Here is a 25,253-nt window from a genome sequence, read left to right on the forward strand (position 1 = left end):
TGAGTCAGATCCAGCCGTGGCGTCGAGCGAGAGCGCAGGCCTCGTGCCGGTTCGCTGCCCCCAGTTTCGCCGCGGCAGCTGACAGGTAGTTGCGGGTGGTGCCGGGCGAAAGATGGGCCCGCCGTGCGATCTCCGCGATCGACGCGCCGTCCGCGGCGAACTCGAGCACATCGGCCTCGCGCGGTGTGAGTGGCGAGTCTCCGGCTCCGATGGCTTCCGCGGCCAGCGTGGGGTCGACGTAGCGACCGCCGCCGTGCACGGTGCGCACCACCTCGGCCAGGGTGGCAGCCGAGGTGGTCTTTGGGAGGAACCCGCGCACGCCCGCTTCGAGCGCCTTCTTGAGGTAGCCCGGCCGACCGTGGCTGGTGACGATGATCGACGCGCACGCGGGCAGCGTCTCGGCGATCTTCTGGGCTGTCTCGATGCCGTCGATTCCGCCCATCTGCAGGTCCAGCACGGCCACATCGGGGGCGAGAGAGGCCGCGACGGTCAACGCCTTCTCGCCGGAGTCGGCCTGCCCGACGATCTCGATGTCGTCCTCCAGATCGAGCATGGTCGCAAGCGCCGAACGAATGAGATTCTCGTCGTCGGCCAGCAGAACTCGAATCATGATGTCGTCCTTGGGTTCTCGATCGGTAGCGCCGCGGTGAGGGTGAATCCCTCGGAGGTCTTCTCCGTGTTCAGCGCTCCTCCGACTGCGACCAATCGTTCGCGCAACCCGCTCAGGCCGGTGCCGTCGTCGCGGCCGGATGATGGACTGGGGTGGTCATTGGTCAGCCGAATGCTGTTGTCGATCAGCTCGATTCGGCAATAAGTGGCGGTGGAGTGGCGCAGGATGTTCGTCACTCCCTCACGGACCACCCAGGCGGCCGCCTCGGCCGCGCGCTCGGACAGAACCGAGGTCTCACCGACCAGTTCGGTGGAAATACCCGCGGCCGACAGCAGGGACCGAGCCCCGTCGAGTTCCGACGCCACATCGACCGATCGGTAGCCGCGAACCAGCTTTCGCGCGTCGGCCATGGATTCCTGGGCCAGGATGCGAACCTCGTCCATCTGGCCCGCCGCTCGATCGTCACCCCGGCGAGCCAGCGTTGCGGCGAGTTCGCTCTTGACCGCTATTGCGGAGAGTGCGCGTCCGACGACGTCGTGCAGATCTCGCGAGAATCGCAGACGCTCCTCGGCAACCGAGAGTGCGGCAGCGGCGGCGCGGGTGGCGTCGAGTTCGGTGACGATGCGCAGCAGCCATGCCGACAGTTGCACCGTGAAGGCCATGAAGGCGATGAAGATGCCGAGGATCACGGTGTCCACCGCCGGGGTTCCCAGAGCCGCCGCGAGCAGAGCAGCGGCCACAGCCGCCGCCAGGGACCAACGCAACGGAATCAGGGTCGCGACCGCTGTGGTGACGAGTACGGCGGCCCAGATCGCGTTGCTCGTGGTCCCTCCCGCTACCAGCACCACGGCGGCGACCGCCACGATTGCCAACGGGATTCGTGGGTCGGCCGTCGACTCGCCGCCGAGTGCGGGGGTGCGCTGCACAACCACGAAAGTGGCGGCGGCACACACTGCTGCTGCCGCCATCGACCGATAGTCGTCGTACTGCAGAGATGTCAGCATCGCACCGACGGCGACACCGATGGAGATGAGCAGGAACGACTGGCGGGTGTAGACGCGCACCTTGTCCACTGCACTGCTGTCGTTCCAGCCGTGCAGTGGATTGAGGTACTGGTGCAACTTCATGATCTCCAGCCTTGCAGACGGTCGACGAATGATGCGATCTAGGACCGCGGTTCCCAACGGAAGTGAGTGCGGGCGATCAGGAGGCTGCCGACGATCCAGGCGAGCATCACCAGCAGCGGCATTCCGGCTTCGGTGAAGGTGGCAGCGAAGCCGATGGACTCGTCGCCGGGCGTGGTGGTACCGAACCAGCCCAGGTTCAACAGGTCCGAGACCGCGGCCATCGGGGTCAGCTCTATCACCCTGCCGAACGAGTCCGGGAGGGCGTCACGAAGCAGTGAGGAGCCGGCCATGGCGACCAGGATCACCGGCAAGCTGGTGATCTGAGCCGCCTCCGCATTGCGGGTGAACGCCGAGGTGATCAGGGCCAGGGCGGCGAACAGCGCAGCACCGCCGAACAGAGCGACCACGACCAGTAGCGCGTTGGTGGGAACGGGTCCGCCGAAGGCCAGCACCACTGCTCCGACGATCAGTCCGAGGACGACGGTCAGTATCAGCGAGGGGATGGCCGGTCCGAGCAGGATCTGCACATCCGAACTCTCTCCGGTGCGAAGTCGTTTGAGTACCAACTCGTCTCGGCGCGTGGCGTAGACCGAGAGCATGTTGTAGTAGACCATGAACACCAGCAGGAACAGCGCGAAGATCTCCAGTGCGGCTCCGACGCCTGCGTCGGTCAATCCGTCGTCGCTGCGGCTTCCCACGATCAGCAGGGCGATGGGGAAGATCAACGGCATGACGATCGCGTTGAACAGCAGTACTCGGTTGCGTCCGAGCAGGGTGAACTCTGCTCGTGACAGTGCGGTCATCGTGCTCATGCGCTCATCACCTTCTGGTCTGTGAAGTCTGGATTGTCGAATTCGTCTGCGATGGAGAGGAATACGGTCTCGAGTGATGCCGCTCGGGCGTCGAGTCCGTGCAGGGTCACCCCGTTGGTGCGGGCCCACACCAGCAAGTCGGTGAGCGTGTCCTGTACCGAGGACGTCCGGATCGAGACGGTGTCTCCCGAGACGTCCATGTCGGTACCCGGCAGTGACGGCAACGCCGTGCCCGGGGCCTTCAGTTCGATCCTCGCCGGATGGTCGGCGACCACCTCGTCGACCGTTCCGCTGCGAACGACTGCGCCGCGGTGCATGATCGCCAGCCGGTCACACAGCGACTCGGCCTCGTCCAGGTAGTGCGTCGTCAGCATGATCGTCACGCCGGAGTTCTTCAGCTCCTGGATCAGATGCCATGTGTTGCGGCGACTTTCGGGATCGAGTCCGGTGGTCGGTTCGTCCAGGAACAGCACTCGTGGGCGGCTGATGATGGCGCACGCCAGATCCAGCCTGCGCTGCTCTCCGCCGGAGAGAAACTTGACCCGGGTATCGGCGCGGTCGGCCAGGTCGACGCGCCCCAGCACCTCGTCCGTCGGCAGCGGATTGCTGCAGGTGCCCGCCCACATGCGCAGGCTCTCCGCGGTGGTCAGATCCTGGGGCAGTCCGCCCTTCTGCAGCATGATGCCCAGCGACGGTCGGACCTTGCGGCGGTCGGACACCGGATCCATTCCCAGAATCCGCACCGTGCCCTCGCTCGGTCGTGAAAGTCCCTGAATCACTTCGAGAGTGGACGTCTTGCCGGCACCGTTGGTACCCAGTAGGCCGAACAGTTCGCCCTCTGCGACCTTCAGATCGAGCGCCTTCACGGCCTCGAAAGCGTTCTTGCCCGAACCGTAGCGGCGAGTCATGCCATTGACTTCGATGATGGTCATGATTGCTTCTCCCAGTGGCGGAGTCCGATGACGAACCGCACGCCCATGAAGGCGACGATGACGCCGAGTGCGACGAACGCCGGAAGCGACGTACCGACGATTGCGAACAGCACCGCGACGATCGCGATGCTGATGACGATGACGACGATCTCACGTGCCATCGTCGGAGCCGGCCCGAGCTCCATCAGATCGGTGAACAGGTTTCCTTCGTCTGGTTGCTTCATGACTACGAGTCTGCTGGGCCGGGATCACCGAAAACAGTGCAGCGCATCATCATCTGCAGTGACACCGTCACGGTCCGGCCATGACAAAAGTCATGTGCTTCTCGACAGCGCCCGGTATGCCGGGAGTTCGGGTATTTTCAGCACGTGAATCGCACCGAGCCGGTGAGCCCCGACCGTCGTACGCAGGTACGCGTCATTCTGGCGGGTTCGGTACCGAACCTGGTGCAGTGGTTCAACCTGTATCTCTACGCGACGTTCGCGCCGTACTTTCGGACCGAGTTCTTCGATCCGGCTTCGACCAATTCACTCGTGTACGTCTACGGACTCTTCGCATTGACCTTCGTCGTGCGCCCGCTCGGTTCGTGGCTGTTCGGCAGGCTCGCGGACGTGCGAGGCCGACAGTTCGCGCTCGTCGCTGCGGTCACGCTGATGTCGGCCGGATCGGTCGCTCTGGCACTGACTCCCACCGTCCACGTGATCGGGGCCTGGGCTGCGGTGATCCTCGCGGTCGTGAGCATCGTGCAGGGCATCGCAACCGGCGGCGAGTACGCGGCGGCGACGGTGCTGCTCTCCGAATCGGGCACACGAGGGCATCGCGGGTTCTTCGCCTCCTTCCAGGCCGCGACGATCGTCGGCGGCCTCGTGCTCGCGCAGGCATGTCTGCTCGTACTCCTCGCGAGCACGGACCGCGCGGCGATCTCCGAATGGGGCTTTCGCCTCGCCTTCGCCGCGGGAGGCGCGGCGGGCCTCGCCTCGTTGTGGTGGGCTCGTGGACTCGATCGTGCGCCTCGTGAACCGGGAGCACCGCGCGCGGACCGAGACGCCACGATGAGGGCGCTGTTCCGCGATCGCTGGCGTCCGCTCGTCTGGGTGCTCTTGTTGACCGCAGGCGGGAGTGCCGCGTTCTACACCTACACCGTCACAGTGCCCTCTGTCGTTCGCGAGACGTTCTTCGCTGCGGACGGTGCCAGAGGAGAGCTCGTTGCGACCGGTCTCGTGTTCGCCGCTTTCGTGGTGTTGATGGTGCTGCAGCCGGTCGGCGGCGCACTGAGCGACCGCATCGGAAGAAAGCCGCTCCTCGTCGTATTCGGGGCACTGGGGATACCGGCGACCGGAGTGCTGGTGCTGGCCACCACGAAAGTGACATCACCGCCGGCGATCTTCGTCATCCTGGTGTGCGCGTTTTTCGTCCTCACGTGCTACCTGTCGGTGAACGGCATCGCCAAGGCCGAAGTGTTCCCCGCGCACATTCGTGCGCTGGGCGTCGGCTTCGGTTACGCCGTGGCGAACTCCCTCTTCGGAGGTACGGCACCGCTGATCTATCACGCCACCAGCGGTGGCGGCAGTGTCGAGTTCATCGCCTACGTGACGGTGCTGCTTTCGGTGACCCTGGGCGCGGCGCTCTGGATGCGCGGCGGCTCGGCCACCGCACTCGATGCGCCGAACAGGTAGGTCTAGAAACCCCAACCCATGACGGCCGGGCGCGCGGTTCCGAACGTCAGGTCCAATGCGTGCAGTGACGCGTCGTTGCGTGCGGTGAGGCGGTTGGCCGCGGCGAACAAGCGGGCTCGATGGGTGCCGAAGTAGATGCTCGCGAGCACGTCGATGTCGAGTTCGATGTCCGGTTCGGATTCCACCCGGGTGCAGGTGGCCCGGCCGTCGGTCACGGTGAGCGAATAGGTACCGCCCGCATCGAGGAAGGGATCTCGCACAGCGATGATCAACGAGGTGTCGAGAGCGTAGGTGCGTGCCTCGAGCGCTGCCTCGACGTGCATGATGCGGCCCCACAGTGCGTCGTGGTGTCCGGTGACCTTCGGCAGTCGGTTGTTGGTCAGCAGAAACGGCAGGGCTTCGTCTCGTGACTGTTGCACCTCGATGGTGTCGACCAGGTCGACACCGACGAGGATCTGCCACAGCGCGGCGTAGGCGGCATCGGTCACCGCGATGAATTCCTGTACCACCACCCGGCTCGGGTTGCGTCCGCGTCGGTAGGCGACGTAACCGTCGGGATGGACGATGAAGAACAGGGCCGTCAGTCCGCCGCGTCGGTTCTCTCGGTCGGCGAAGAACCGCTCCCAGCGGATCGGCGGCTTGGGCTGCGCGCCTGCGGTCTGCTGCTGCCAGCGGTGGTAGATGTCGGGGAGCAGTTCGGCGGCCTCGGCCGATTCGATCAGCCGCACACCGGTCGCCAGGGGAGCATCCTTGCGGAACTGCGCGAATCGACGGTCGATCGAGACGCTGATCTCCTCGGTTATCGGCCCGTAGCCGAAGCGTCCGTAGATCGTCGCCTCGCTGGCCGTGAGCAGGGACAGCGGTGCGCCTGCGTCGTTCAGAGCGCGGTGCTGCTGGGTGAACATCGATCGCAGGATGCCGCGTCGACGATGCGTCGGCGCAACCGACACCCAGGAGACTCCGGACGCCTCGACCTGCGCACCACCGGGAACGGTGACCGACATCGGGAAATGCATGGCCACACCCACCGGGGTCTCGCCGTCCCACGCCAGGTACACGTGCTCGGACTGGGTCAGGATCTGCGTCTCGGCCAGGTCCTCGGCGTTCTGGTGCTCGCCGAATGCGTGGGCGTCGAGCAGCGCGACGGCATCCCAGTCGTCGTCGGTGGCGGTGCGGATGGTGATCGATTCGTCGGTAGTCATCGCTCTTTACTTTTCCATACAGGAGTGGAGCCCGCGGAACGACCCGAAAAAACTGCCATACAGAGGGAAGCCTTCGCCGACGGACTGCGAGAAATGCCGGGTGACAAGATGAGCGGGTGGTTCATGTAATCGATGTCGACGACCCCTCCGACCCCCGGCTGGACGATTTTCGCGATCTCAACTCGTCGGATCGGCGGCCCGACCTGCCCGAGGGCAAGGGATTGGTGATCGCCGAGGGTGTGTTGGTTGCGCAGCGACTGCTGACCTCGCGCTTCCCGATGATCAGCCTGCTGGGCGTGGATCGACGGCTCGACGCGTTGCGCGACGATCTGGCGGATTCGGACGTCCCGTTCTATCGGACGTCCGCGGAGGTGATGGCCGAGGTCGTCGGGTTCCATCTCAATCGTGGTGTGCTGGCGGCGGCGAACAGGCCGCCTGCCCTCGATCTCGACGAGGTGTTGGCCGACGCGAAGACGGTGGCGATTCTCGAGGGCGTCAACGATCACGAGAATCTCGGGTCGATGTTCCGTAACGCGGCCGGCCTCGGCGTGGATGCCGTGCTGTTCGGGGCCGCGTGCGCGGATCCGCTCTATCGACGGTCGGTGCGGGTATCGATGGGGCATGTGCTGCGGGTGCCGTTCGCCAAGGTGCCCGAGTGGCCGCGCGGCCTCGATCGCGTTCGCGCGCATGGCTTTCAGCTGATCTCGCTCACGCCCAATCCCACGGCGGTGTCGCTGGGCACGGCGATGACGGGGGAGAAGGTCGCGTTGCTGCTCGGTGCCGAGGGCCCGGGTCTGACCGAACATGCCATGCGCGCCACGGACATTCGCGCGCGCATTCCGATGGCTCCCGGCACCGACTCACTCAATGTTGCGACGGCCGCTGCGATGGGGTTCTACGAACGTGTGCGCCTGACGTGACCGACCACGACCCGGACGTCCGATGGACCGGAATCCCGATCGCCGTGATCTCGGCGGCGCTCGTCGGGGTGGCACTGACGACCTTCGGTCTGGAGCTCGCCAGAATTCACCCGCTCCTCGCGATCGGTCTGAACATCATCGTCGTCGCGGGTGCAGCACCGACGGTCATGCGATGGCTCGCGATACCGGTGTGGCGCTGGGCCGTGTACGGAGCCGGTATCGGTTCCATGTTGAGTTTCGTGGCACTGGCGGCGCTGGCGTTCTGACCGTCGGTCTTCACAGTCGGTCTCCGACAGCGGGCACAGTTGCGCACTACCGGCGACATTCGGCGGAATCCCGTCGATCAGCGGTGGTTGCGTGCAACGGTGCCCACCCGAGCCACTATTTGCGCGAGAACCAACGCTTCTTCGGTCGCGGTGCCTGCTCGTCGGGGGCGTCGGGCATCGGTTCCTGTGCGCCACGGCCGTTGAAGCTTCGGTTCTGCTGGTTCGGTGGCGGTGGTTCTTGACCCGGGACGTACATCGTGAAGCCGCAGACCGGCAGCGTGTTCGGATCGAACTCGTCCGCGTGTGGTGCGCCGGTGTAGCGGAATCCGAGCCACTCGGCGTTGGCTGCCTCGGCGAATTCCTGAGGGTGGAACGGCAGCGACTGCGGATCCGGCATCACTCCGGGCGGATAGATCAGCGGATGTTCACCGGCCCAGAACGATCGCTCCCACACCAGTGGCAGGCCTGCGTCCTCGTAGATGTACACCGGAGTGGCACTGAAGGATCGGCGGAATTCACCGCGTTCCCAGTACGCGAACGCACCCCAGGCGTGTTGGGGATCCGAGGCGACGAGGTAGGTGTGCTCGGACGCCAGCGGGCGAGTGAAGGATTCGGGAAGCGTCGACGGTGTGGGCACCGCGAGATTGGATCCGCAGACCACGGTGACGCCGGGGTAGCAACCGATGAAGACGTGATCGTCGTCCACGCCTGCCGAGGTCGATATCGGGCCCTGTCCGAGGGGCACTGCCGTCAGGTGGGGGTACAGACGTCCGACGAGTGCGGTCGCAGCGTTCCAGTCCGAGGTGGTGGCCTCTCGGAGTACAGAAATGGGATCCGGTGCGTCCACGTACCAGATGGTTGATGCTTTGGCCCCCACTGCCGGCACCTCTCTCTCCGTTACTTCCTGGGAAGCCTACGGTGTGAGCGTCGGCGGTTCGTCACCGCGCGGCACATCGGTCACAGCAGAACTCAGTTGTGACCGCTGCTGCGAACGCCGAGCAGGACGTCCTCCCACGACGGCATGGCCGGCTTGCCGCGCTTGTCCTTGCCGCTGGTGTGACCGGCTGCAGGCTTGGGTGCGGGCCTGGGCTCCCTGGTCACCGTCTCGCGTGGCTGTTCGGGCTCGGGAGTGGGCGCATCGTCCACCTCGACCTCGATGGTCTCGGCGTCGATCTCGCTGTCGGCGGTGGTGCCGTAGTACTCGTCGAAGCTCTGCTGCGAGGTCTCGTCGTCGGAGTCCTCGGCGGACGTCAGTGCGCGCACCGGTGCCAGACCGCGCAGTTGGCGTCCGAAGTCCGGATCGATCAGCTCGTGAGCAGTGTCGTCGAGCGGGCTGATGGTGCCGCCGTGGCCGTCGGGCAGGAACTGCCAGTGCGCCTTGTTGGTGGTGCGGCCCGCCTGCCACTTCAGCTGCGCGACCCACTTGTTGTCCTCGTCGCGCCAGGCGTCCCACGCCGCGTCGTCGAGATTGTGGCCGCGAGCGCGGAAAGCGAGGGTGACGATCTCGAGCAGGGTCTGCACGGCCGGGCCGTCGTGGCGCAGCGGATGACCGGCCTGAGCCATCGACGCGGCCTGCGAGCGTTCGAGCAACACCGGGTGAGCGAACACCTCGACGCGACTGATGGCCATTCCGGAGTCGGCGGCAACCTGTTCGATGGTCGCTCCGCTGCGGATACGGGCCTGAATTTCCTTGGGCCGAAGCAAGCTGTCCATTTCGATCTCAATCTGTCCTAGTCGAGCGATGTCGCCGCGTGAGGCCGCGCGGAGCTTGTCGTCGGCTGGAAGCCGGAATCTGTCGCCGGTCTTGGGATCTGCGCACACGACGAACTTTCCGTCGGCCTCGAGACCCACCACACGTAAGTCCCGCACCTTGACCTCCTCATCGCGCCGGCTCGCGATACCGTCGAATTCGAGCCTAGTTCACCTGCCGTATTCGGCGGGTGTCCGACACGCATCGCTTCTGCCGACGATCGTTTCCCTATCAGAGGGTAGACAGCTGCGGGCTCGGCTGCACCCATTCGGTCGATGTTCCGTCAATTGTCCTGTGGGACAACGTCGATGCATCGACGCGACGGTACAGTGCGCCCAGGCCGAAGCCGATGCTCAGGGCAATCGCGTGCCCGACGGCAGTGAAGGTCGGGTCCGATACCCCACTGATCGTGACGACGCCGATCCACAGTGCGGCCCAGCCCGCACACCACGGCATCGGCAGGTACCTGATCCACGATCCGGCCACCGCTGCTGCTGCGTAGCTGACACCGACGTCGACGGCCATCGCCAGTGAGTCCGCGAGCCAGTCGTTGTGAATGCCGATGAGCAGGCCGACGGCCACCAGTGCCGTCGCACCGATGTGTCCCGCGCTGAAGGTGACGAGAAAGCGTCGCCAACCGGAGATCCATTCGGCGACGGCGAACAGCAGTGCAACCGCGGCCAACCACAACCAGTTCACCCGTCCTTCGGTGAGAAAGACGCTCGTGACGAGGGTTGCGAGGTGGCCGTCGCCCAGATTGTGCAGATTGGTGCTCGCCGCGTGCAGCACGTGCCAGCGATCGTGCGGTCCGATCCGACCCAGTGCGACGGTGCCCGCCACCGCAAGAGCGATGTACAGCAGGGTCACGCGAATGCGCAGCGCGAATGTCAGGAGCCTGTACACACGAGCGCTCCCTCCGAGGTCGTTACGCTTGCTTACTTGATAGCAAGTGTAGGCCGCGAAGGGAGCGCCGTAGTTGTGAGCTTGCTGGGAATGGTCGTTCCGCAGGCTCCACTCCTGCCCTGCTGATCAGCTCAGAGTCGACACGACCCAGTCGATGCTCTTGGTCAGTGCGATGATGTCGTCCGGCTCGATGGCCGGGAACATGCCGACGCGCAGCTGGTTGCGGCCGAGCTTGCGGTACGGCTCGGTGTCGACGACGCCGTTGGCGCGCAGGATCTTCGCAACCTGGGCTGCGTCGACCTTCTCGTCGAAGTCGATGGTGCCGACGACCTGGCTGCGGTGATCCGGGTTCGTCACGAACGGCGTTGCGAATTCGCTCTTCTCGGCCCAGTCGTACAGACGTGAGGACGAATCGGCGGTGCGCTTGGTGGCCCAATCGAGGCCGCCCTGCGCGTTGAGCCACTCGATCTGGTCCGCGAACATCAGCAGGGTCGCCACGGCCGGGGTGTTGTACGTCTGGTTCTTGCTGCTGTTGTCGACGGCGATCGGCAGCGACAGGAAGTCCGGGACCCATCGATCCGTGGCAGCGATCTCGCTGACGCGCTCGAGTGCGGCCGGGCTCATCAGCGCCACCCACAGGCCACCGTCGGCGGCGAAGCACTTCTGCGGCGCGAAGTAGTAGACGTCCGAGTCGGCGACGTTCACCGGCAGACCGCCGGCACCGGAGGTGGCGTCGATCGCGATGAGGGCGTTCTCGGAGCCGGCCGGACGGCTGACCGGGATGGCCACGCCCGTCGAGGTCTCGTTGTGCGCCCAACCGATGAGGTCGACGGACGGGTCGGAGGTGGGCTCGGGCGCGCTGCCCGGCTCGGCCTTGACGACGATGGGATCACCGATGAACGGATTGTTCTTGGCCACCGACGCGAACTTCGAGCTGAACTCGCCGTTGGTCAGGTGCAGCGACTTCTCGCGAATGAGGCCGAAGGCAGCAGCGTCCCAGAACGCGGTGGTGCCACCGTTGCCGAGGACGACCTCGTAGCCCTCGGGCAGTGAGAACAGATCCTTCAGGCCACTGCGCACGCGTCCGACGACGTCCTTGACGGGCTTCTGACGGTGGCTGGTGCCGAACACGGAAGCGCCGACGTCGACCAGGGACTGCAGCTGCTCGGGGCGAACCTTGGACGGGCCACACCCGAAGCGTCCGTCGGCGGGCAGGAGATCGGCGGGAATGATCGGCAAATCGGCCATGGAGTAGCGCGTCCTAGCGTCGATGGAATATGGCACTCACAGGCTAGTCGGGTGCCATGACACCGTCGACTACCGGATCAGGTCCCAGCCGTCGACGGACTCGGGGCTGCGGGGTTCGGGGCCGGTGTAGAGGGCAGCCGGCCGGACGAGCTTGCCCAGGCGCTTCTGCTCCAGGATGTGCGCGCACCAGCCCGCGGTACGTCCACAGGTGAACATGGCGGGCATCATGTGCGCGGGTACCTCGGCGAAGTCGAGGATCACCGCGGCCCAGAACTCGACGTTGGTCTCGATGGCGCGGTCGGGGCGGCGCTCGCGCAGTTCGGTCAACGCTGCCTGCTCGAGCGCGGCGGCAACCTCGTAGCGCGGTGCGTTCAGCCTCTTGGCGGTGGCGCGCAGAACACGGGCTCGGGGGTCCTCGGCGCGGTAGACGCGGTGTCCGAAGCCCATGAGCTTCTCTTTGCGGTCCAGGATGCCGGTGATGAGAGCGCGTGCGTCACCGGTTCTCTCGACCTCCTCGATCATCGGCAGGACGCGAGCGGGCGCGCCGCCGTGCAGGGGCCCGGACATCGCACCGATGGCACCCGAGAGGCAGGCGGCGACGTCGGCTCCGGTGGAGGCGATGACGCGGGCAGTGAACGTCGAGGCGTTCATGCCGTGTTCGGCGGCCGAGACCCAGTATGCGTCGATGGCGGCGACGTGGGCGGGATCCGGTTCGCCCTTCCAGCGGACCATGAAGCGTTCGGTCACGGTGGCGGCCTGATCGATGCGGCTCTGCGGTACAGCGGGCTGGTAGATGCCGCGAGCGGACTGAGCGACGTAGGACAGAGCCATCACCGAGGCGCGAGCGAGATTGTCGCGGGCGGTGGAGTCGTCGATGTCGAGCAGCGGCTGATAGCCCCAGATGGGCGCCAGCATCGCCAGTCCGGCTTGGACGTCGACGCGCACGTCGCCGGTGTGGATCGGCAGAGGGAACGGTTCGGCCGGTGGAAGTCCTCGACCGAACTCGCCGTCGACGAGCAGTGCCCAGGCATCACCGAAGGTGACGTTCTGAGCGACGAGTTCTTCGATGTCGACGCCGCGATACCGCAGTGCGCCACCGTCCTTGTCGGGCTCGGCGATGTCGGAGGTGAACGCGACGACACCTTCGAGGCCGGAGACGAAATCCTCGGGAACTCGTTGAACAGCCATGGCCTGTGGACTCCCTCGTCGCAACTGCACCCGGCTCTGCGCCGCATCCGGGCGTACTTCGTCAGAACCATAGCCGGGATCTACGCGGGAGTAGCGTCTGGGCTTGTGTCTGCAGATGAACAGCGCCTGGCGAACATGCGGGTGGACTATGGAGAGCCCGAGGACCTCGACGTCGATGCTCTGGCGGACGGGTGGTGTTCGCTGGCGCAGCAGTGGTTGTCCGACGCGATAGCCGCGAATCTGCCCGAGCCCAACGCCATCGTGTTGGGGACGGTCGACGGTGCGGGTAGACCCGCCACCCGCACCGTGTTGTGCAAGGACTTCGACGCGGACGGAATGGTGTTCTACACCAACTACGACTCCGACAAGGGCCGTGCGCTCACCGCGACGCCGTATGCGTCGATCACGTTCCCGTGGATCGGAATTGCCCGTCAGCTCACCGTTCGCGGCCCGGTGGTCAGGGTCGACGCCGAGACGACCGAAACCTATTGGCGCACTCGGCCCCGCGGCTCCCAGCTGGGGGCATGGGCGTCCGAGCAGTCGCGGCCCATCGGCTCGCGGGAGGATCTGGCTGCGCGACTGGCCGAGGTCACCGCGACGTTCGACGGCATCGAGGTGCCGGTTCCGCCGAACTGGGGCGGTTTTCGCGTCGAACCGGAGACGGTCGAATTCTGGCAGGGCCGAACGAGCCGCATGCACAACCGAATTCGCCTGACGGTGGCAAGCGGTGTGATCGAGCGTCTGCAGCCGTGAGCGGATTGCGCGGCATTCTTGCCGATACGACTCCGCTGAGGACCCCCGCTTACAAGCGGCTGTGGGTGGCGAACATCGTCACCGTCATCGGGGCGCAGCTGTCCATCGTCGCTGTGCCGCAACAGGTTTTCCAGATCACGCTGAGTTCGGCCTATGTGGGTCTGACCGGTGTCTTCGCGTTGGTGCCGCTGATCGTGTTCGGTCTGTGGGGCGGAGCGCTGGCCGATGTGATGGACCGCCGCACGCTGTTGATGATCACCACCTGCGGTCTGATCGGTACCTCCGCGCTGTTCTGGTTGCAGGCGTTCCTCGACCTGAACAACGTGTGGATCATCCTGGTGCTGTTGGCCGTTCAGCAAGCCTTCTTCGCGGTGAATCAACCGACGCGCAGCGCGATCCTGCCCAGAATTCTGCCCGGCGATCAGCTGCCCGCGGCGAACTCGCTGAACATGACGGTGATGAACTTCGGTGCCATCGCGGGTCCGCTCAGTGCCGGCATCCTGATCTATTACATCGGGCTCGAGACGCTCTATCTGATCGACACCACCGCGTTGTTCGCGACACTGTGGGCGGTGATCCGGCTACCGGGAATTCCGCCGGCCACGTCAGGTCAGCGCGCCGGATTGCGTTCGGTATTCGAAGGTTTCGCGTACCTCGCCACGCAGAAGGTGCTGCTGGCATCGTTCGTCGTCGACATCATTGCCATGGTGTTCGGCATGCCCCGCGCGCTGTTCCCACAGATCGCACACGAGAGCTTCGGCGATCCGGCGTCGGGCGGGCCGGTGCTGGGCATGCTGTTCGCGGCGATGTCCGCGGGCGCGGTACTCGGCGGAGTGTTCTCCGGTTGGCTTCCTCGAGTGCGCAGGCAAGGCCTGGCGGTGCTGATCTGCATCGTCGTGTGGGGCGTGGCGATGATCGGCTTCGGTCTCGCCGTCGGCGCGGCCACCGACGGGGCCACCACCGTCGCCCTGTGGTTCGCGTTGGCGTTCCTGGCCCTCGGCGGCGGAGCCGACATGATCTCGGCGGCCTTCCGCAGCACGATGCTGCAGCAGGTCGCCACCGACGAGATGCGTGGCCGGCTACAGGGTGTCTTCATCGTCGTGGTTGCCGGAGGCCCGCGCGTCGGCGACGTCCTGCACGGCGCCGCAGCGGCGTCGGTGGGGACGGCGGCCGCCGCGGCGGGCGGCGGCGTGCTGGTCGTCATCGGTGTCTCGATCGCCGCGTTGGCTCTTCCGGCATTCATCCGATACCGAGTGGGTGCGGTGGTAAAGAATGGCACTCATGGCTGACGCACAGACCTACTCGTTGACGAGCGGTAAGTATCGGGCAGACATCGCTGCCCACGGGGCGGGCCTACGGGTTCTCGAGTACGACGGCGCACCGCTCACCGAGACCTGGGAGGCAGGCTCCAAGCCGCCGCTGTCGGCGGGGCTGGTGTTGGCCCCGTGGCCCAATCGGACGGCCGACGGAACGTTCACGTTCGAAGGCGTCGAGCATCGGATGGAGATCAGCGAGCCTTCGCGCAACAACGCCAGTCACGGTTTCGTCCGGCGGGTGGAGTGGACCCTGAACGAGCACACCGACTCTCGCGTCGAACAGAGCGTGGACGTCGGGACGCATCAGGGCTGGCCGTTCTCGGTGACGGTGACCGTGGCGCACGAGCTGTCGGCGGACGGTCTCACCGTCACCGCGTCGGCGAAGAACACCGGTGATTCACCCGCGCCGTACGGGATGGGTTTTCACACGTTCGTCAGGGTGGGAGACGTGCCGCTCGACGAGTGCACGCTCGAGCTCTCGGCCGGTACGCGGCTGCCGCTCGACTCGGTGCGCAATCTGCCCGTGGGCAATTCGGTGCCGACTGCCGATACCGAGTACGACTTCCGGCAGCCGCGGACGCTGCAGGGCGTGCAGCTCGACACCCCGTTCAGCGCGTCGCTACCCGAGGCCGACGGCCGAGCGAGCCATGTTCTTCGCGGTCCCGACGGCACCGCGACGGTGCTGTGGACCGACAGCAGCTTCGGTTGGGTGCAGGTGTTCACCGCCGATCCCGCCAACGATCAGGCCTATCCCGATCGAGGGCGGGCGCTGGCGATCGAGCCGATGACCTGCCCACCCGATGCGTTGAATTCCGAGATCGATCTGATCGTGCTGGATCCGGGGCAATCCTGGTCGGGCACCTGGGGAATGAGGTACGAGAAGTGACCATTCTGGTGTGCGGCGAGGCGTTGGTCGACCTGGTTCCGGTGCACGAGGGCCCGCTGCTCTCGCCCAAACTCGGCGGCGGACCGTTCAATGTCGCCGTCGCGATCGGTCGACTTGGTTCGCCCGTCGCGTATCTCTCGCGGATCTCCCGCGACCCGTTCGGTGAGCAGATCCTGGCGAGCCTGCGCGATGCGGGAGTGGACACCACGTGGGTGCAGCGCGGCGACGAGCCGACGACGTTGGCGATGACCACGCTCGCCGAGGACGGCAGCGCCGAGTACTCGTTCTACGCCGACGGCACAGCCGACCGCCTCGTCGCCGATCCCGGCGATCTGCCCGACGAGATCAGCGTGCTCTCGTTCGGCACACTGTCGCTGCTGTACGAGCCCGGCGCGTCGATGTACGCGGGCCTGCTGCACCGGGCCCGGGCGGCGGGCAAGCTCACGATGCTCGACCCGAACATTCGGCCCGCTGCGATCGACAGCACCAGCGGAGACATCACGGCCGACGGGTTTCGCGACCGATTCCGTTCGTGGCTGCCCAGCATCGACATTCTCAAGGTGTCCGAGGACGACTCGTTCTGGTTGGGCCTCGGAACGCAGGGGACCACCGTCGACGACTGGCTCGCGGCAGGGGTCACCGCGGTGGTCATGACCCGCGGCGGCGACGGCATCTCGGTCTTCACCGCATCCGAGGAAATCACGGTCCCCGGTGTCGCGGTCGACGTCGTGGACACGATCGGCGCTGGTGACACCGTGCACGGAGCTCTGCTCAGCTTTCTGCAGAAGGAGACCATTATCACATCGAACGCGGTGAAAGAGATGAGCAAGGAAGATTGGCGAGAAGCGCTCGAGTTCGCCGCGAAAGCAGCGGCGATCACGGTTTCTCGACCCGGTGCCGACCCTCCCTGGGCGTCCGAGGCGTCGAGAGACTAGTTTCACTATCGACGTTAGAACTGTCCGCTTCAAGTACGTGTCCGTTACACGAGTTCGAGAGGGACCATTCGTGCCCGCTGAGAATGATGCCAAAGCCACCCTCACCTATCCCGGTGGCGAATACTCCATGTCGATTGCCGAGGCCTCCGAGGGCAACAACGGCATCGAGCTGGGGAAGTTGCTGGCCACCACCGGCTACACGACGTTGGACGGCGGGTTCGTCAACACCGCGTCGACCAAGTCGGCCATCACCTACATCGACGGTGACGCAGGCATCCTGCGCTACCGCGGTTACCCGATCGAACAGCTCGCGGGCAAGTCTTCGTTCATCGAGGTCAGCTACCTGCTGATCTACGGTGAGCTGCCGTCCGAGGATCAGCTCGAGAAGTTCACCGACAAGATCCGTCGGCACACTCTGCTGCACGAGGACCTCAAGCGGTTCTTCGACGGCTTCCCGCGTAACGCGCACCCGATGCCGGTGCTGTCGAGTGCCGTCAACGCGCTGTCGGCGTACTACCAGGATTCGCTCGACCCCAACGACCCGGAGCAGGTCGAGCTCTCGACCATCCGCTTGCTGGCCAAGCTGCCGACCATCGCGGCGTACGCCTACAAGAAGTCCGTCGGTCAGCCGTTCCTGTACCCGGACAACTCCAAGAGCCTGGTCGAGAACTTCCTGCGCCTGACGTTCGGCTTCCCGGCCGAGCCGTACGAGGTCGATCCCGAGATCGTCAAGGCTCTCGACATGCTGCTCATCCTGCATGCCGATCACGAGCAGAACTGCTCGACGTCGACGGTGCGTCTCGTCGGATCCTCGCAGGCAAACCTGTTCACCTCGATCTCCGGCGGCATCAACGCGCTGTGGGGCCCGCTGCACGGCGGAGCCAACCAAGCCGTGCTCGAGATGCTGGACAAGATCAAGGCCGAGGGCGGCGACGCAACGGACTTCCTGCGTCGCGTCAAGAACAAGGAAGACGGCGTCAAGCTCATGGGCTTCGGACACCGTGTGTACAAGAACTTCGACCCGCGCGCGACGCTGGTCAAGGAGACCGCGCACACGATCCTCGGCAAGCTCGGCAACGGCGACGAACTGCTCGAAATTGCCCTCAAGCTCGAGGAGACCGCGCTGACCGACGATTACTTCGTCGAGCGCAAGCTGTACCCCAACGTGGACTTCTACACCGGCTTGATCTACCGCGCGATGGGCTTCCCGCCGCGCATGTTCACGGTGCTGTTCGCGATGGGCCGTCTCCCGGGCTGGATCGCGCACTGGCGCGAGCAGAACGAGGACACGACCGGCAAGATCGGCCGTCCGCGCCAGATCTACACCGGCTACACCGAGCGCGCCTACCAGGACGTCAGTTCCCGCTAGATCTCGCTGCACGACAACGCCGCCGACTCCCTTGGGGAGCCGGCGGCGTTGTTGTGTCCGGCTGCGCCGAGTTCGCAGTTACGTAGGTCAAATGGCCGTTTTCGGCTGCACAACTGCGAACTCGAAGTTGTGGACGAATTTCGGCCGAAAGGCATCCATAACTTCGAGTTCGCGCAACCGTCAGGCGTCGAAATACTTGCGGTTCTTCAACACCGGCAGAGTTTTGCGTACGGCGTCGACGAGTTCAGTGTGGATGTCGATCGTCAGCATGCCGGGCGTCGCGTCGAGTTGCCCGAGGATCTCGCCGGTGGGGGAGCAGACGATGCTGTGTCCCACGCCCAACGGTGCATTGCCCTCGGCGGCAGCGGGTTCGGCTTGGTCGCAGGCCGCGACGAACGTCGTCGAGTCCAGGGCACGTGCCCGCGCGAGCAGGGTCCACTGCTCCACTTTGCCGTCGCCCGATCCCCACGACGCCGGGACGACGACGACTTCCGCGCCGAGATCACCGAGTTTCTGGAACAGTGCCGGGAATCGAATGTCGTAACAGGTGGCGAAGCCGACCCGAACGCCGGCGATGTCCACCACGAGAGGGTCCGAACCCGGTGCAACTGTGTCGGATTCGGCGAATCCGAACGCATCGAACAGGTGGATCTTGTCGTAGCTCGCGTCGATACCGGGCCCGGTGACGAGCAATGTGTTCGTGACCCTTTCGTCGGCGGCGGGGGTGAACATTCCGGCGACGACGGTGATGCCCACGTCGGACGCTATGGTGCGCACCGCGTTCGCCCATTCACCGTCCAGGGGCTGCGCGAACTTTCGGATGGGTCCGCCGAAGCATCGCATCGTCGCCTCCGGAAACACGACGAGATCCGATCCCGCATGCGCTGCGGCACGGGTGTGGGTGGCGATGAGTTCGAGGTTCTCGGCGGGCTGTTGGCCGCTGGTGATCTGGGCGAGGCTGATGCGGATGGACGAGCTCACGGTGTGACTCCTGGTTTCGTCGGAGGAAGACAGGTATACATATCGTATGCAGCCGCTGTCGGGGAGGGAGAAGGCGTACCAGTACGTGCGCGATCAGGTGTTGTCCTCACCGGCCGCCACCGGCACTTTTCTGAACGAGCAGGAACTTGCGACGCAGATCGGAGTATCCCGTACCCCGGTTCGTGAAGCGTTGCTGATGTTGCAGTCCGAGGGTCTGGTCGAGATGGTGCCCAAGCGGGGCGCGCACGTGCCGGCGATGTCCGGACGCCAGATCGCCGAACTGATGGATCTGCGCGGAGTTCTCGAGCGGCACGCGGCCACCCGTGCGCTGCGAGCCGGTGACGCGCCGATCACGCAGATGCGGCACGCGTTGACGCAGCAGGAACTGCTGATGAACTCCGACGACGCAGATGCACCCAAGCAGTTCATCGACTGGGACGGCACGTTCCATCAGAGTTTGATCGATTCGGCGGGAAGCGATCTGCTCTCGCGCACGTACGCCGGACTGCGGGCTCGCCAGCTTCGGGTCGGGTTGAGCGCGTTGTTCACCGCGGCGAACCGTCAGCACCGGGTGTGCGCCGAGCACCAGGCCATCATCGACGCACTCGGTGCGGGCGACGAGGACCTGGTGCACGCGAAGATCGACGCTCACCTCGAGGTCACACTTCAGACTCTGCTGCGCGCGTAGCCTTTTCGCGCTCCTGGCCCAGCAGCACGTAGTGCTCGTCCTCGGTGGGGTCGGGGTTGCGACCGAGTGCGAGACCGACGAGTGTCACGGCACCGACGATCACGATGTATCCCGCGATCGGCACCCAGCTGTCCGTTCTGTCCAGCAGGTAGACGAAGATCAGCGGTGCCATTGCGCCACCGAACACACCGGCGATCGTGTACGCCAACGAGCTGCCGGTGGACCGCAGTCGCACGCTGAACTGTTCGGTGACGAACGCAGCCTGCGGTCCGTACATGAACGAGTGGAACGCCAGTCCCACAACGACACCCAGGATCAGCAGCGGCAGAGATCCGCCGCCGATGACGAGGAAGAAGATGGCGCTCCAGGCCACACCGCCCACAGCGGCGACGCCGTAGACGAGGCGTCGGTTGATGCGATCGGACACGGCTCCGGCGAGCGGAATCAGGCCGAGCTGGCAGGCGGAGCCGACCAGAATGGCGGTGAGTACCTCGCTGCGCTCGAAGCCCAGTTTCTGCGTGCCGTAGGTGATCGAGAAGACCGTGAACAGTGCGTAGATGACGTCGGGTGCGACGCGGGACATGATGCCTGCCACCAGTGGTCGCAGTTCGGTCTTGAACACTTCGCTGATCGGGGCTTCCGATCGATCGCCGCTTTCCTGAAGTGCCTTGAACACCGGGGTGTCCTCGAGCTTCAAGCGGATCCACAGACCGAATCCGACGAGTACGGCCGAGAAGAGGAACGCCACTCGCCATCCCCAGGACTCGAACTGCTGGTCGGTCAGTGACAGAGTCAGTATCGCGAGTGCGCCGTTGGCGAGCAGGTTGCCTGCCGGTGGTCCGATCTGCGCGGCGGACGACCAGAAGCCGCGCTTGCGTGGATCGCCGTATTCGCTGGAGAGCAGAACCGCGCCGCCCCACTCTCCGCCGACGGCAACACCCTGGCAGAACCTCATGGTGACGAGGATGATCGGGGCTGCGATGCCGATCGTGTCGTATCCGGGGATCAGGCCGATGGCGAACGTGGTGACGCCGATCAGCATCAGCGTGATGACGAGTAGTTGCTTGCGGCCGATGACATCGCCGAGGCGCCCGAAGACGAATCCACCGACCGGCCGGGCGACGTACCCGACGGCGTAGGTGGAGAACGCCAGCAGTGTCCCGGTCAGCGGATCGCTGTCCGGGAAGAAGACCAGGGGGAACACCAGCGCTGCGGCGGCCGAGTAGACGGCGAAGTCGTACCACTCCAATGCCGTTCCGGTCAGGCTGGCCGCGAAGGCCTTGGCCAGGCCTTTTCTATCCACCGAAACAGGTTCGGTCATGACGACTCCTTCGTGTGCCTGAGATCACTCTATCCGTTGTACGTGCTCCATACTTGCTGTATACAAGACGTATGCGCAAGGCTTTCGGCGTATCGGAAACAGAAAATTTACGAGGAGAGGGTCCTTACTGATGCTCACGTTCACGCTGCCCGACGGCTCGACCGAATCGCTCGAGGTGACCGCCCTGCTCAATGCGGGATATGCCGGACGCAACCAGGACGAGGTGGCGTCGCACATCGCGGAGCTGGCCGAACTGGGTGTCCCGGCTCCGACGGTGACCCCGGCGCTGTACCCCATCTCGCCTTATCTGGCGCAGCAGACCGATTCCGTCGCCGTTCAACACGGTCGCACCTCGGGCGAGGCGGAGTGGGCTCTGGTGATCCTCGGCGACTCGATCGACGACGTGCTGCTCACGGTGGCGTGCGATCACACCGACCGTGACCTGGAAGTTCACAGCGTCGCATGGAGCAAGAACGCCGCTCCCGACGTGCTGGGCACCGGTGCGTGGCGGTTGTCCGAGGTAGCCGATCGACTCGACGAGATCACGTTGACCGCCTGGGCCGACGGCACGCTCATCCAGACCGGAACGCTCGGTGATCTTCTCGCGCCGCAGTACTGGCTCGATGTGCTCACCGAACGTGGCTTGTTCTCGCGTGGAACGGTTTTGATCTCGGGCACCATCTCGATGCACCACGGGGTGAATCAGTTCTCCGACGCCTGGAAGGTCGAGATGACCGACCCCGCCACCGGCAATACTCTGACCTGCGAATACAAGACGATATTGATGCCAGCTCCGATCGGCTGAGCGTCACGACGTATGGTCGAAGCGGTATATGCCCAGAGATAGACAGCCGGCGTCGGCGGGCCGGCATCAACCGCAGGAGACTTCAGTGACGAAGCCAGTGATCGAATTTCAGGCCGGACCGGCGCCCTTGGACCTGGTGACGGTCGACCTCGTCGAGGGTGACGGCGCAGAGGCAGTGGCCGGTGGCACCGTCGAGGTGCACTACGTCGGTGTCGAGTTCGATTCGGGAGAAGAGTTCGACTCGTCCTGGAACCGCGGCGAGTCCATCCAGTTCCCGCTGCGCGGACTGATCCAGGGCTGGCAGGACGGCATTCCCGGAATGAAGGTCGGCGGACGTCGTCAGCTCACCATTCCGCCGGAGCTCGCCTACGGTCCCGCCGGTGCAGGACACCGTCTTTCCGGCAAGACCCTCGTGTTCGTCATCGATCTGCTCGACGTCAAATAACTGCAGGGCCGCCAACGGCATTGCGTACCCGCTCGGCTTCGCGGGTTGCCGCGAGATTGGCAGTTCCCTCTCGGGAACCCGCGAGCTTGGCGTGAATGTGCCCGGCTACCGTCACCGGCTCGTACCGGGCCACGTCACCGGGCTCGATGCACGACGGCAGTGGCGCGATCACCGCGTCGAGGTTGCCGTCGTGGAAGAACGCGGCAGATCGCCTGCGCTGGATCGTCCCGTCGGTGATCGGCGGACGGACCCGGTGCAGCGTCGACATCCAGCGATCGTTGGTCAGTCGGGCCGTCAGATCTCCCAGGTTCACCAACATGGCTCCGTCGGCGGGTTGCACGTCGTGCCACCGTCGGTCGGTTCCGAGAACCTGCAGGCCGGGCACTCGATCGGCCCACAGCACCGTCACCAATCCGTAGTCGGTGTGTTCGCTCATCCCGGTGAGCTCGGCGTCCGGCACATGCATGCCGGGTTCGAGCGCGTAGTTGTTCATCCGCAGGGTATCGAGCGATCGACCGGTGATGTTGGAGAACGTATTCGGTGACACACCGAGTGCATCGACGAACACTGTGGTCAGCGTCCGGGCCACGCGTGCTGCCTCGGCGAAATACTCGTCGACGGCGCGCTGGAATTCCGTGGAGTCGGGCCAGGTGTTCGGTTCTCCGGTGCCGACGTTGAAGGCCTCGAAATAATCGTTCATGCCCGACGCCGATTCGACTCCCAGGCTCAGGCTCAGCGATTCGCTCTTCGGAGCGGTGTATCCCCGATTCACTTCGGGTGGGCAGATGTAGGTTCGCTTCTTCGCCAGGTCGAGTCCGAAGAACGAATCCATCGCCGACGCGAGTCCGGCCACGGTGTCCTCGGGAATGCCGTGCCCGAGAATCTGCATGAAACCGACTGTGCTGCAGGCATAGTCGACGTCCGCCGCGACGCTGCGTCGGGCAGTCCCGTCGCCTGCCGCGGTGGCATCACCCAGAACGTACGGCGAGATGTCGATGGTGGGGACGAAGAAATCCGACAACGTGTGCATGGGTACATGATCCACGGCTCGGATGGGCCCGCAGGTTTCTCCCGCGTAAAGACTGCCGAACGTCAGCTGTCCTGCAGCTCCAGCACCAATCGGGCACCGCCGAGCGGGCTGTCGGTGAACCAGGCCCGCCCACCGTGCAATTGGGCTTGCTGCGCCACCAGTGCCAGGCCGAGCCCGGAGCCACCCTTGGCGGCACGGGTGCCGCGCTCGAACCGGCCGAACACCGTCTCGCGTTCCTCGACGGGAACGCCGGATCCGTTGTCGTCGAGCAGGACACGTACCGTCTTGCCCTCGCGCTCGGCGGTGATGACGATCGACGTCGCGTTGCCGTGTCGAACGGCGTTGCCGATCACGTTGTCGACGGCCAGCCGAAGACCGGTCGGCAGTGCGCGCATCGTGATCTCGGAGTCGGCGGCGTACTCCACGCGTATGTCGAGTCCCGGATGCAGTCGTTGCGCATCCTGCGCTGCGACGTCGCAGACGTCGATGATGTCGGTCTCGACTCTGTCGCCCTCACTGGACAATTCGCCCGACGCGAGTCGTTCCAGGGCGGTCAGGGTCGTCTCCACTCGACCCTGAGTCCGCTCGAGATCTCCCAGAATCTCCTGCTGCTGCGACGGCTCGAGGTCGAGAGTTCTGAGCACCTCGATGTCGGTGCGCATCGCAGTCAGTGGGGTCCGCAGCTCGTGAGCGGAGACGGCCGCGAAGTCGCGTGCGGTGTCGAGCGCGGCATTGGTGCGGTCCTGTGCTTCGTTCAGTCTGGTCAGCATGCCGCCGATCGCGACCGCGAGCGCATCGGCTTCGGTGACACCGGTGCGGGTTTCGGGCGCGGTCGGTGGTTGCGCGCTGACCTGCCGGGTCAACGTCACCAACGGTTTGACGGCTCTGCCACCGAAGAGCCAGCCCAGGCCGGTGGACACTGCGATCGCGGCGAGTCCCAGCAGAATCACCTGCCGCTGCTGTTCGTCGGTGACCTGTTGCGCTTCGATGGCAGGCACGCCGATGGAAATCGAGATGGACGACACTGCGGTCGAAACAGCGGTGTAGACCCGGAAGCGTTGCCCGTCGACGTCGACGGTCTGCGACCCGGTCTCGAGCGCGGGCAGCCGTGTCGGAGTGGACGCGACGACGATGTCGCCACTGCGAATGGTGACGGCGAACGCGCCGGAGAGCTGATCGAGGAACGCCTCCAGCGTCGTCGAGGTCGGGATCAGCACCTGAGACGCCGTCGTCAGCCGCTCGTCGAGCTGGTTGACGTTGTTGCGCGAAATAGCGACCGAGGTGACCACCGAGAGTGCGGCGACAACGAGGGTGGCACCGAGGGTCGTGGCGGCGGCCACGCGGGCGCGCAGAGAGAAGCTCATGCGGACTCCCGGACGACGAAGCCGACTCCGCGAACCGTGTGGAGGATGCGCGGCGACCCGTCGGCCTCGAGTTTGCGTCGCAGATATCCGACGAACACGTCCACGACGTTGGTGTCGGCGACGAAGTCGTAGCCCCACACCAGCTCGAGCAGTCGTTCACGCGTGAGGACGACGCCCTTGTTGCGCGCCAGAATCGCGAGCAACTCGAACTCGCGCTTGGTCAGATCGATGTCGGCTCCGCCGCGGTGGACGCGATAGCCCGGGATGTCCACCACCAGGGTTCCGATGGCGACGGCCGAGTTCGGCGCGCCCGAATCTGCAACCGGCACAACCGGACCGGTGCCGCGACGACGCAGCATGGCGCGAATCCGTGCGACCAGCTCGGCCAGCACGAACGGTTTGGTGAGGTAGTCGTCGGCACCGGATTCGAGCCCGGCGATGCGATCGTCCACCGAGCTGCGGGCACTGAGCACGCAGATCGGGATGTCGTTTCCCATGGCGCGCAACGCGGTCACCACGCTCGCGCCGTCGAGTACCGGCATGTTGATGTCGAGCACGATGGCGTCGGGCATCGATCGCGACACCACGCCGAGCGCCTCCGCGCCGTCGGATGCGGTGATGACGGTGAACCCGGACAGGCGCAGTCCGCGTTGCAGCGACGACAGCACGTCGACATCGTCGTCGACGACGAGGACGGTGGCGGGGGCACTCGACGATTCGGTCACC

27 protein-coding genes are annotated in these 25,253 nt (G+C 65.3%); 11 read left to right on the forward strand and 16 right to left on the reverse strand.

Annotated features, from left to right (window positions below):
- Positions 1-4 precede the first annotated feature (4 nt).
- From R4P47_RS00415 to R4P47_RS00435, 5 genes are read right to left on the reverse strand one after another with little or no spacing between them, the layout of a single operon-like run.
- Entirely contained in the window at positions 5-610 is a 606-nt protein-coding gene (locus R4P47_RS00415) for a response regulator transcription factor (RefSeq protein WP_269594822.1), read from the reverse strand.
- Positions 607-1,737, reverse strand: coding sequence for a sensor histidine kinase (locus R4P47_RS00420; RefSeq protein ID WP_317783867.1), 1,131 nt, complete (start codon positions 1,735-1,737; stop codon positions 607-609). The genes R4P47_RS00415 and R4P47_RS00420 overlap by 4 nt, the downstream gene beginning before the upstream one ends.
- A gap of 38 nt (positions 1,738-1,775) precedes the next feature.
- Positions 1,776-2,549: an ABC transporter permease gene (locus tag R4P47_RS00425; protein WP_269594824.1), complete on the reverse strand. Its 774-nt coding sequence runs from the start codon at positions 2,547-2,549 to the stop codon at positions 1,776-1,778.
- Positions 2,546-3,481, reverse strand: a complete 936-nt coding sequence (locus tag R4P47_RS00430) for an ABC transporter ATP-binding protein (protein ID WP_269594825.1) — start codon at positions 3,479-3,481, stop codon at positions 2,546-2,548. The genes R4P47_RS00425 and R4P47_RS00430 overlap by 4 nt, the downstream gene beginning before the upstream one ends.
- The gene (locus R4P47_RS00435) at positions 3,478-3,705 is read right to left on the reverse strand and encodes a hypothetical protein (protein WP_176460371.1); all 228 of its coding nucleotides are present in this window, start codon (positions 3,703-3,705) and stop codon (positions 3,478-3,480) included. The genes R4P47_RS00430 and R4P47_RS00435 overlap by 4 nt, the downstream gene beginning before the upstream one ends.
- A gap of 144 nt (positions 3,706-3,849) precedes the next feature.
- On the opposite strand from R4P47_RS00435, the gene R4P47_RS00440 reads away from it, so the two are divergent.
- Positions 3,850-5,157, forward strand: a complete 1,308-nt coding sequence (locus R4P47_RS00440) for an MFS transporter (protein ID WP_269594826.1) — start codon at positions 3,850-3,852, stop codon at positions 5,155-5,157.
- A 2-nt stretch (positions 5,158-5,159) separates the two neighbouring features.
- Here the strand turns inward: R4P47_RS00440 and R4P47_RS00445 are convergent, their stop codons facing one another.
- Entirely contained in the window at positions 5,160-6,359 is a 1,200-nt protein-coding gene (locus R4P47_RS00445; protein WP_269594827.1) for a GNAT family N-acetyltransferase, read from the reverse strand.
- A 116-nt stretch (positions 6,360-6,475) separates the two neighbouring features.
- Here R4P47_RS00445 and R4P47_RS00450 point away from each other — a divergent pair, with 116 nt between their 5' ends.
- Together R4P47_RS00450 and R4P47_RS00455 are read left to right on the forward strand one after the other, a co-directional pair.
- Positions 6,476-7,279 carry a TrmH family RNA methyltransferase gene (locus tag R4P47_RS00450; RefSeq protein ID WP_269594828.1) on the forward strand — a complete coding sequence of 268 codons (804 nt, stop codon included), beginning with the start codon at positions 6,476-6,478 and terminating at the stop codon, positions 7,277-7,279.
- A complete protein-coding gene (locus R4P47_RS00455) occupies positions 7,276-7,545 on the forward strand; it encodes a DUF2537 domain-containing protein (protein ID WP_068047820.1) in 270 nt (89 codons plus the stop codon). The genes R4P47_RS00450 and R4P47_RS00455 overlap by 4 nt, the downstream gene beginning before the upstream one ends.
- A 115-nt stretch (positions 7,546-7,660) precedes the next feature.
- On the opposite strand, the gene R4P47_RS00460 is transcribed toward R4P47_RS00455, so the two are convergent.
- From R4P47_RS00460 to R4P47_RS00480, 5 genes are all read right to left on the reverse strand, one after another.
- Positions 7,661-8,422: a DUF6928 family protein gene (locus R4P47_RS00460; protein ID WP_317784067.1), complete on the reverse strand. Its 762-nt coding sequence runs from the start codon at positions 8,420-8,422 to the stop codon at positions 7,661-7,663.
- A gap of 92 nt (positions 8,423-8,514) precedes the next feature.
- A complete protein-coding gene (gene sepH, locus R4P47_RS00465; protein ID WP_269594829.1) occupies positions 8,515-9,414 on the reverse strand; it encodes a septation protein SepH in 900 nt (299 codons plus the stop codon).
- A gap of 112 nt (positions 9,415-9,526) precedes the next feature.
- Positions 9,527-10,198, reverse strand: coding sequence for a rhomboid-like protein (locus R4P47_RS00470; RefSeq protein ID WP_269594830.1), 672 nt, complete (start codon positions 10,196-10,198; stop codon positions 9,527-9,529).
- Positions 10,199-10,324: 126 nt separating this feature from the next.
- Entirely contained in the window at positions 10,325-11,446 is a 1,122-nt protein-coding gene (gene serC / locus R4P47_RS00475; RefSeq protein ID WP_269594831.1) for a phosphoserine transaminase, read from the reverse strand.
- 69 nt (positions 11,447-11,515) lie between these two features.
- Positions 11,516-12,634, reverse strand: coding sequence for a citrate synthase 2 (locus tag R4P47_RS00480; RefSeq protein WP_269594832.1), 1,119 nt, complete (start codon positions 12,632-12,634; stop codon positions 11,516-11,518).
- Positions 12,635-12,769: 135 nt separating this feature from the next.
- Between R4P47_RS00480 and pdxH the strand changes: the two genes are divergently transcribed.
- The 5 genes from pdxH (at position 12,770) to R4P47_RS00505 (ending at position 17,893) form a co-directional block, all read left to right on the forward strand.
- A complete protein-coding gene (pdxH, locus tag R4P47_RS00485; protein WP_269594866.1) occupies positions 12,770-13,387 on the forward strand; it encodes a pyridoxamine 5'-phosphate oxidase in 618 nt (205 codons plus the stop codon).
- Entirely contained in the window at positions 13,384-14,676 is a 1,293-nt protein-coding gene (locus R4P47_RS00490; RefSeq protein WP_283347730.1) for an MFS transporter, read from the forward strand. The genes pdxH and R4P47_RS00490 overlap by 4 nt, the downstream gene beginning before the upstream one ends.
- The gene (locus R4P47_RS00495; RefSeq protein WP_269594834.1) at positions 14,660-15,589 is read left to right on the forward strand and encodes an aldose 1-epimerase family protein; all 930 of its coding nucleotides are present in this window, start codon (positions 14,660-14,662) and stop codon (positions 15,587-15,589) included. The genes R4P47_RS00490 and R4P47_RS00495 overlap by 17 nt, the downstream gene beginning before the upstream one ends.
- Complete coding sequence (locus R4P47_RS00500) at positions 15,586-16,524, forward strand: carbohydrate kinase family protein (protein ID WP_068047796.1); 939 nt, start codon at positions 15,586-15,588, stop codon at positions 16,522-16,524. The genes R4P47_RS00495 and R4P47_RS00500 overlap by 4 nt, the downstream gene beginning before the upstream one ends.
- A 70-nt stretch (positions 16,525-16,594) precedes the next feature.
- Positions 16,595-17,893, forward strand: a complete 1,299-nt coding sequence (locus R4P47_RS00505) for a citrate synthase (RefSeq protein WP_269594835.1) — start codon at positions 16,595-16,597, stop codon at positions 17,891-17,893.
- Between the two features lie 180 nt (positions 17,894-18,073).
- Here the strand turns inward: R4P47_RS00505 and R4P47_RS00510 are convergent, their stop codons facing one another.
- Entirely contained in the window at positions 18,074-18,874 is an 801-nt protein-coding gene (locus R4P47_RS00510; RefSeq protein ID WP_269594836.1) for a carbon-nitrogen hydrolase family protein, read from the reverse strand.
- A 46-nt stretch (positions 18,875-18,920) separates the two neighbouring features.
- On the opposite strand from R4P47_RS00510, the gene R4P47_RS00515 reads away from it, so the two are divergent.
- A complete protein-coding gene (locus tag R4P47_RS00515) occupies positions 18,921-19,562 on the forward strand; it encodes a GntR family transcriptional regulator (RefSeq protein WP_068047784.1) in 642 nt (213 codons plus the stop codon).
- On the opposite strand, the gene R4P47_RS00520 is transcribed toward R4P47_RS00515, so the two are convergent.
- Complete coding sequence (locus tag R4P47_RS00520) at positions 19,534-20,883, reverse strand: MFS transporter (RefSeq protein ID WP_317783868.1); 1,350 nt, start codon at positions 20,881-20,883, stop codon at positions 19,534-19,536. The genes R4P47_RS00515 and R4P47_RS00520 overlap by 29 nt on opposite strands.
- Before the next feature lie 130 nt (positions 20,884-21,013).
- Between R4P47_RS00520 and R4P47_RS00525 the strand changes: the two genes are divergently transcribed.
- On the forward strand, positions 21,014-21,688 hold the full coding sequence (locus R4P47_RS00525; RefSeq protein WP_283347733.1) for a DUF2848 domain-containing protein: 675 nt from the start codon (positions 21,014-21,016) through the stop codon (positions 21,686-21,688).
- Positions 21,689-21,773: 85 nt separating this feature from the next.
- Positions 21,774-22,133: an FKBP-type peptidyl-prolyl cis-trans isomerase gene (locus tag R4P47_RS00530; RefSeq protein ID WP_032377394.1), complete on the forward strand. Its 360-nt coding sequence runs from the start codon at positions 21,774-21,776 to the stop codon at positions 22,131-22,133.
- Here the strand turns inward: R4P47_RS00530 and R4P47_RS00535 are convergent.
- The 3 genes from R4P47_RS00535 to R4P47_RS00545 form a co-directional block, all read right to left on the reverse strand.
- Positions 22,126-23,163, reverse strand: coding sequence for an isopenicillin N synthase family dioxygenase (locus R4P47_RS00535; protein WP_283347734.1), 1,038 nt, complete (start codon positions 23,161-23,163; stop codon positions 22,126-22,128). The genes R4P47_RS00530 and R4P47_RS00535 overlap by 8 nt on opposite strands.
- A 62-nt stretch (positions 23,164-23,225) precedes the next feature.
- Entirely contained in the window at positions 23,226-24,527 is a 1,302-nt protein-coding gene (locus R4P47_RS00540) for a sensor histidine kinase (protein ID WP_283347735.1), read from the reverse strand.
- Positions 24,524-25,252, reverse strand: coding sequence for a response regulator transcription factor (locus R4P47_RS00545; RefSeq protein ID WP_283347736.1), 729 nt, complete (start codon positions 25,250-25,252; stop codon positions 24,524-24,526). The genes R4P47_RS00540 and R4P47_RS00545 overlap by 4 nt, the downstream gene beginning before the upstream one ends.
- Position 25,253 lies beyond the last annotated feature (1 nt).

Origin of the sequence: Rhodococcus sp. IEGM 1370, assembly GCF_033142325.1 — a bacterium.
Lineage (GTDB): Bacteria > Actinomycetota > Actinomycetes > Mycobacteriales > Mycobacteriaceae > Rhodococcoides.

Excerpts from the sequence above, each read along its gene's own strand:
- R4P47_RS00415 (WP_269594822.1), bottom strand. The coding sequence starts at position 610 with ATGATTCGAGTTCTGCTGGCCGACGACGAGAATCTCATTCGTTCGGCG.
- R4P47_RS00420 (WP_317783867.1), bottom strand. The coding sequence starts at position 1,737 with ATGAAGTTGCACCAGTACCTCAATCCACTGCACGGCTGGAACGACAGC.
- R4P47_RS00425 (WP_269594824.1), bottom strand. The coding sequence starts at position 2,549 with ATGAGCACGATGACCGCACTGTCACGAGCAGAGTTCACCCTGCTCGGA.
- R4P47_RS00430 (WP_269594825.1), bottom strand. The coding sequence starts at position 3,481 with ATGACCATCATCGAAGTCAATGGCATGACTCGCCGCTACGGTTCGGGC.
- R4P47_RS00435 (WP_176460371.1), bottom strand. The coding sequence starts at position 3,705 with ATGAAGCAACCAGACGAAGGAAACCTGTTCACCGATCTGATGGAGCTC.
- R4P47_RS00445 (WP_269594827.1), bottom strand. The coding sequence starts at position 6,359 with ATGACTACCGACGAATCGATCACCATCCGCACCGCCACCGACGACGAC.
- serC (WP_269594831.1), bottom strand. The coding sequence starts at position 11,446 with ATGGCCGATTTGCCGATCATTCCCGCCGATCTCCTGCCCGCCGACGGA.
- R4P47_RS00480 (WP_269594832.1), bottom strand. The coding sequence starts at position 12,634 with ATGGCTGTTCAACGAGTTCCCGAGGATTTCGTCTCCGGCCTCGAAGGT.
- pdxH (WP_269594866.1), top strand. The coding sequence starts at position 12,770 with ATGCGGGTGGACTATGGAGAGCCCGAGGACCTCGACGTCGATGCTCTG.
- R4P47_RS00495 (WP_269594834.1), top strand. The coding sequence starts at position 14,660 with ATGGCACTCATGGCTGACGCACAGACCTACTCGTTGACGAGCGGTAAG.
- R4P47_RS00515 (WP_068047784.1), top strand. The coding sequence starts at position 18,921 with ATGCAGCCGCTGTCGGGGAGGGAGAAGGCGTACCAGTACGTGCGCGAT.
- R4P47_RS00520 (WP_317783868.1), bottom strand. The coding sequence starts at position 20,883 with ATGACCGAACCTGTTTCGGTGGATAGAAAAGGCCTGGCCAAGGCCTTC.
- R4P47_RS00525 (WP_283347733.1), top strand. The coding sequence starts at position 21,014 with ATGCTCACGTTCACGCTGCCCGACGGCTCGACCGAATCGCTCGAGGTG.
- R4P47_RS00535 (WP_283347734.1), bottom strand. The coding sequence starts at position 23,163 with ATGCACACGTTGTCGGATTTCTTCGTCCCCACCATCGACATCTCGCCG.
- R4P47_RS00540 (WP_283347735.1), bottom strand. The coding sequence starts at position 24,527 with ATGAGCTTCTCTCTGCGCGCCCGCGTGGCCGCCGCCACGACCCTCGGT.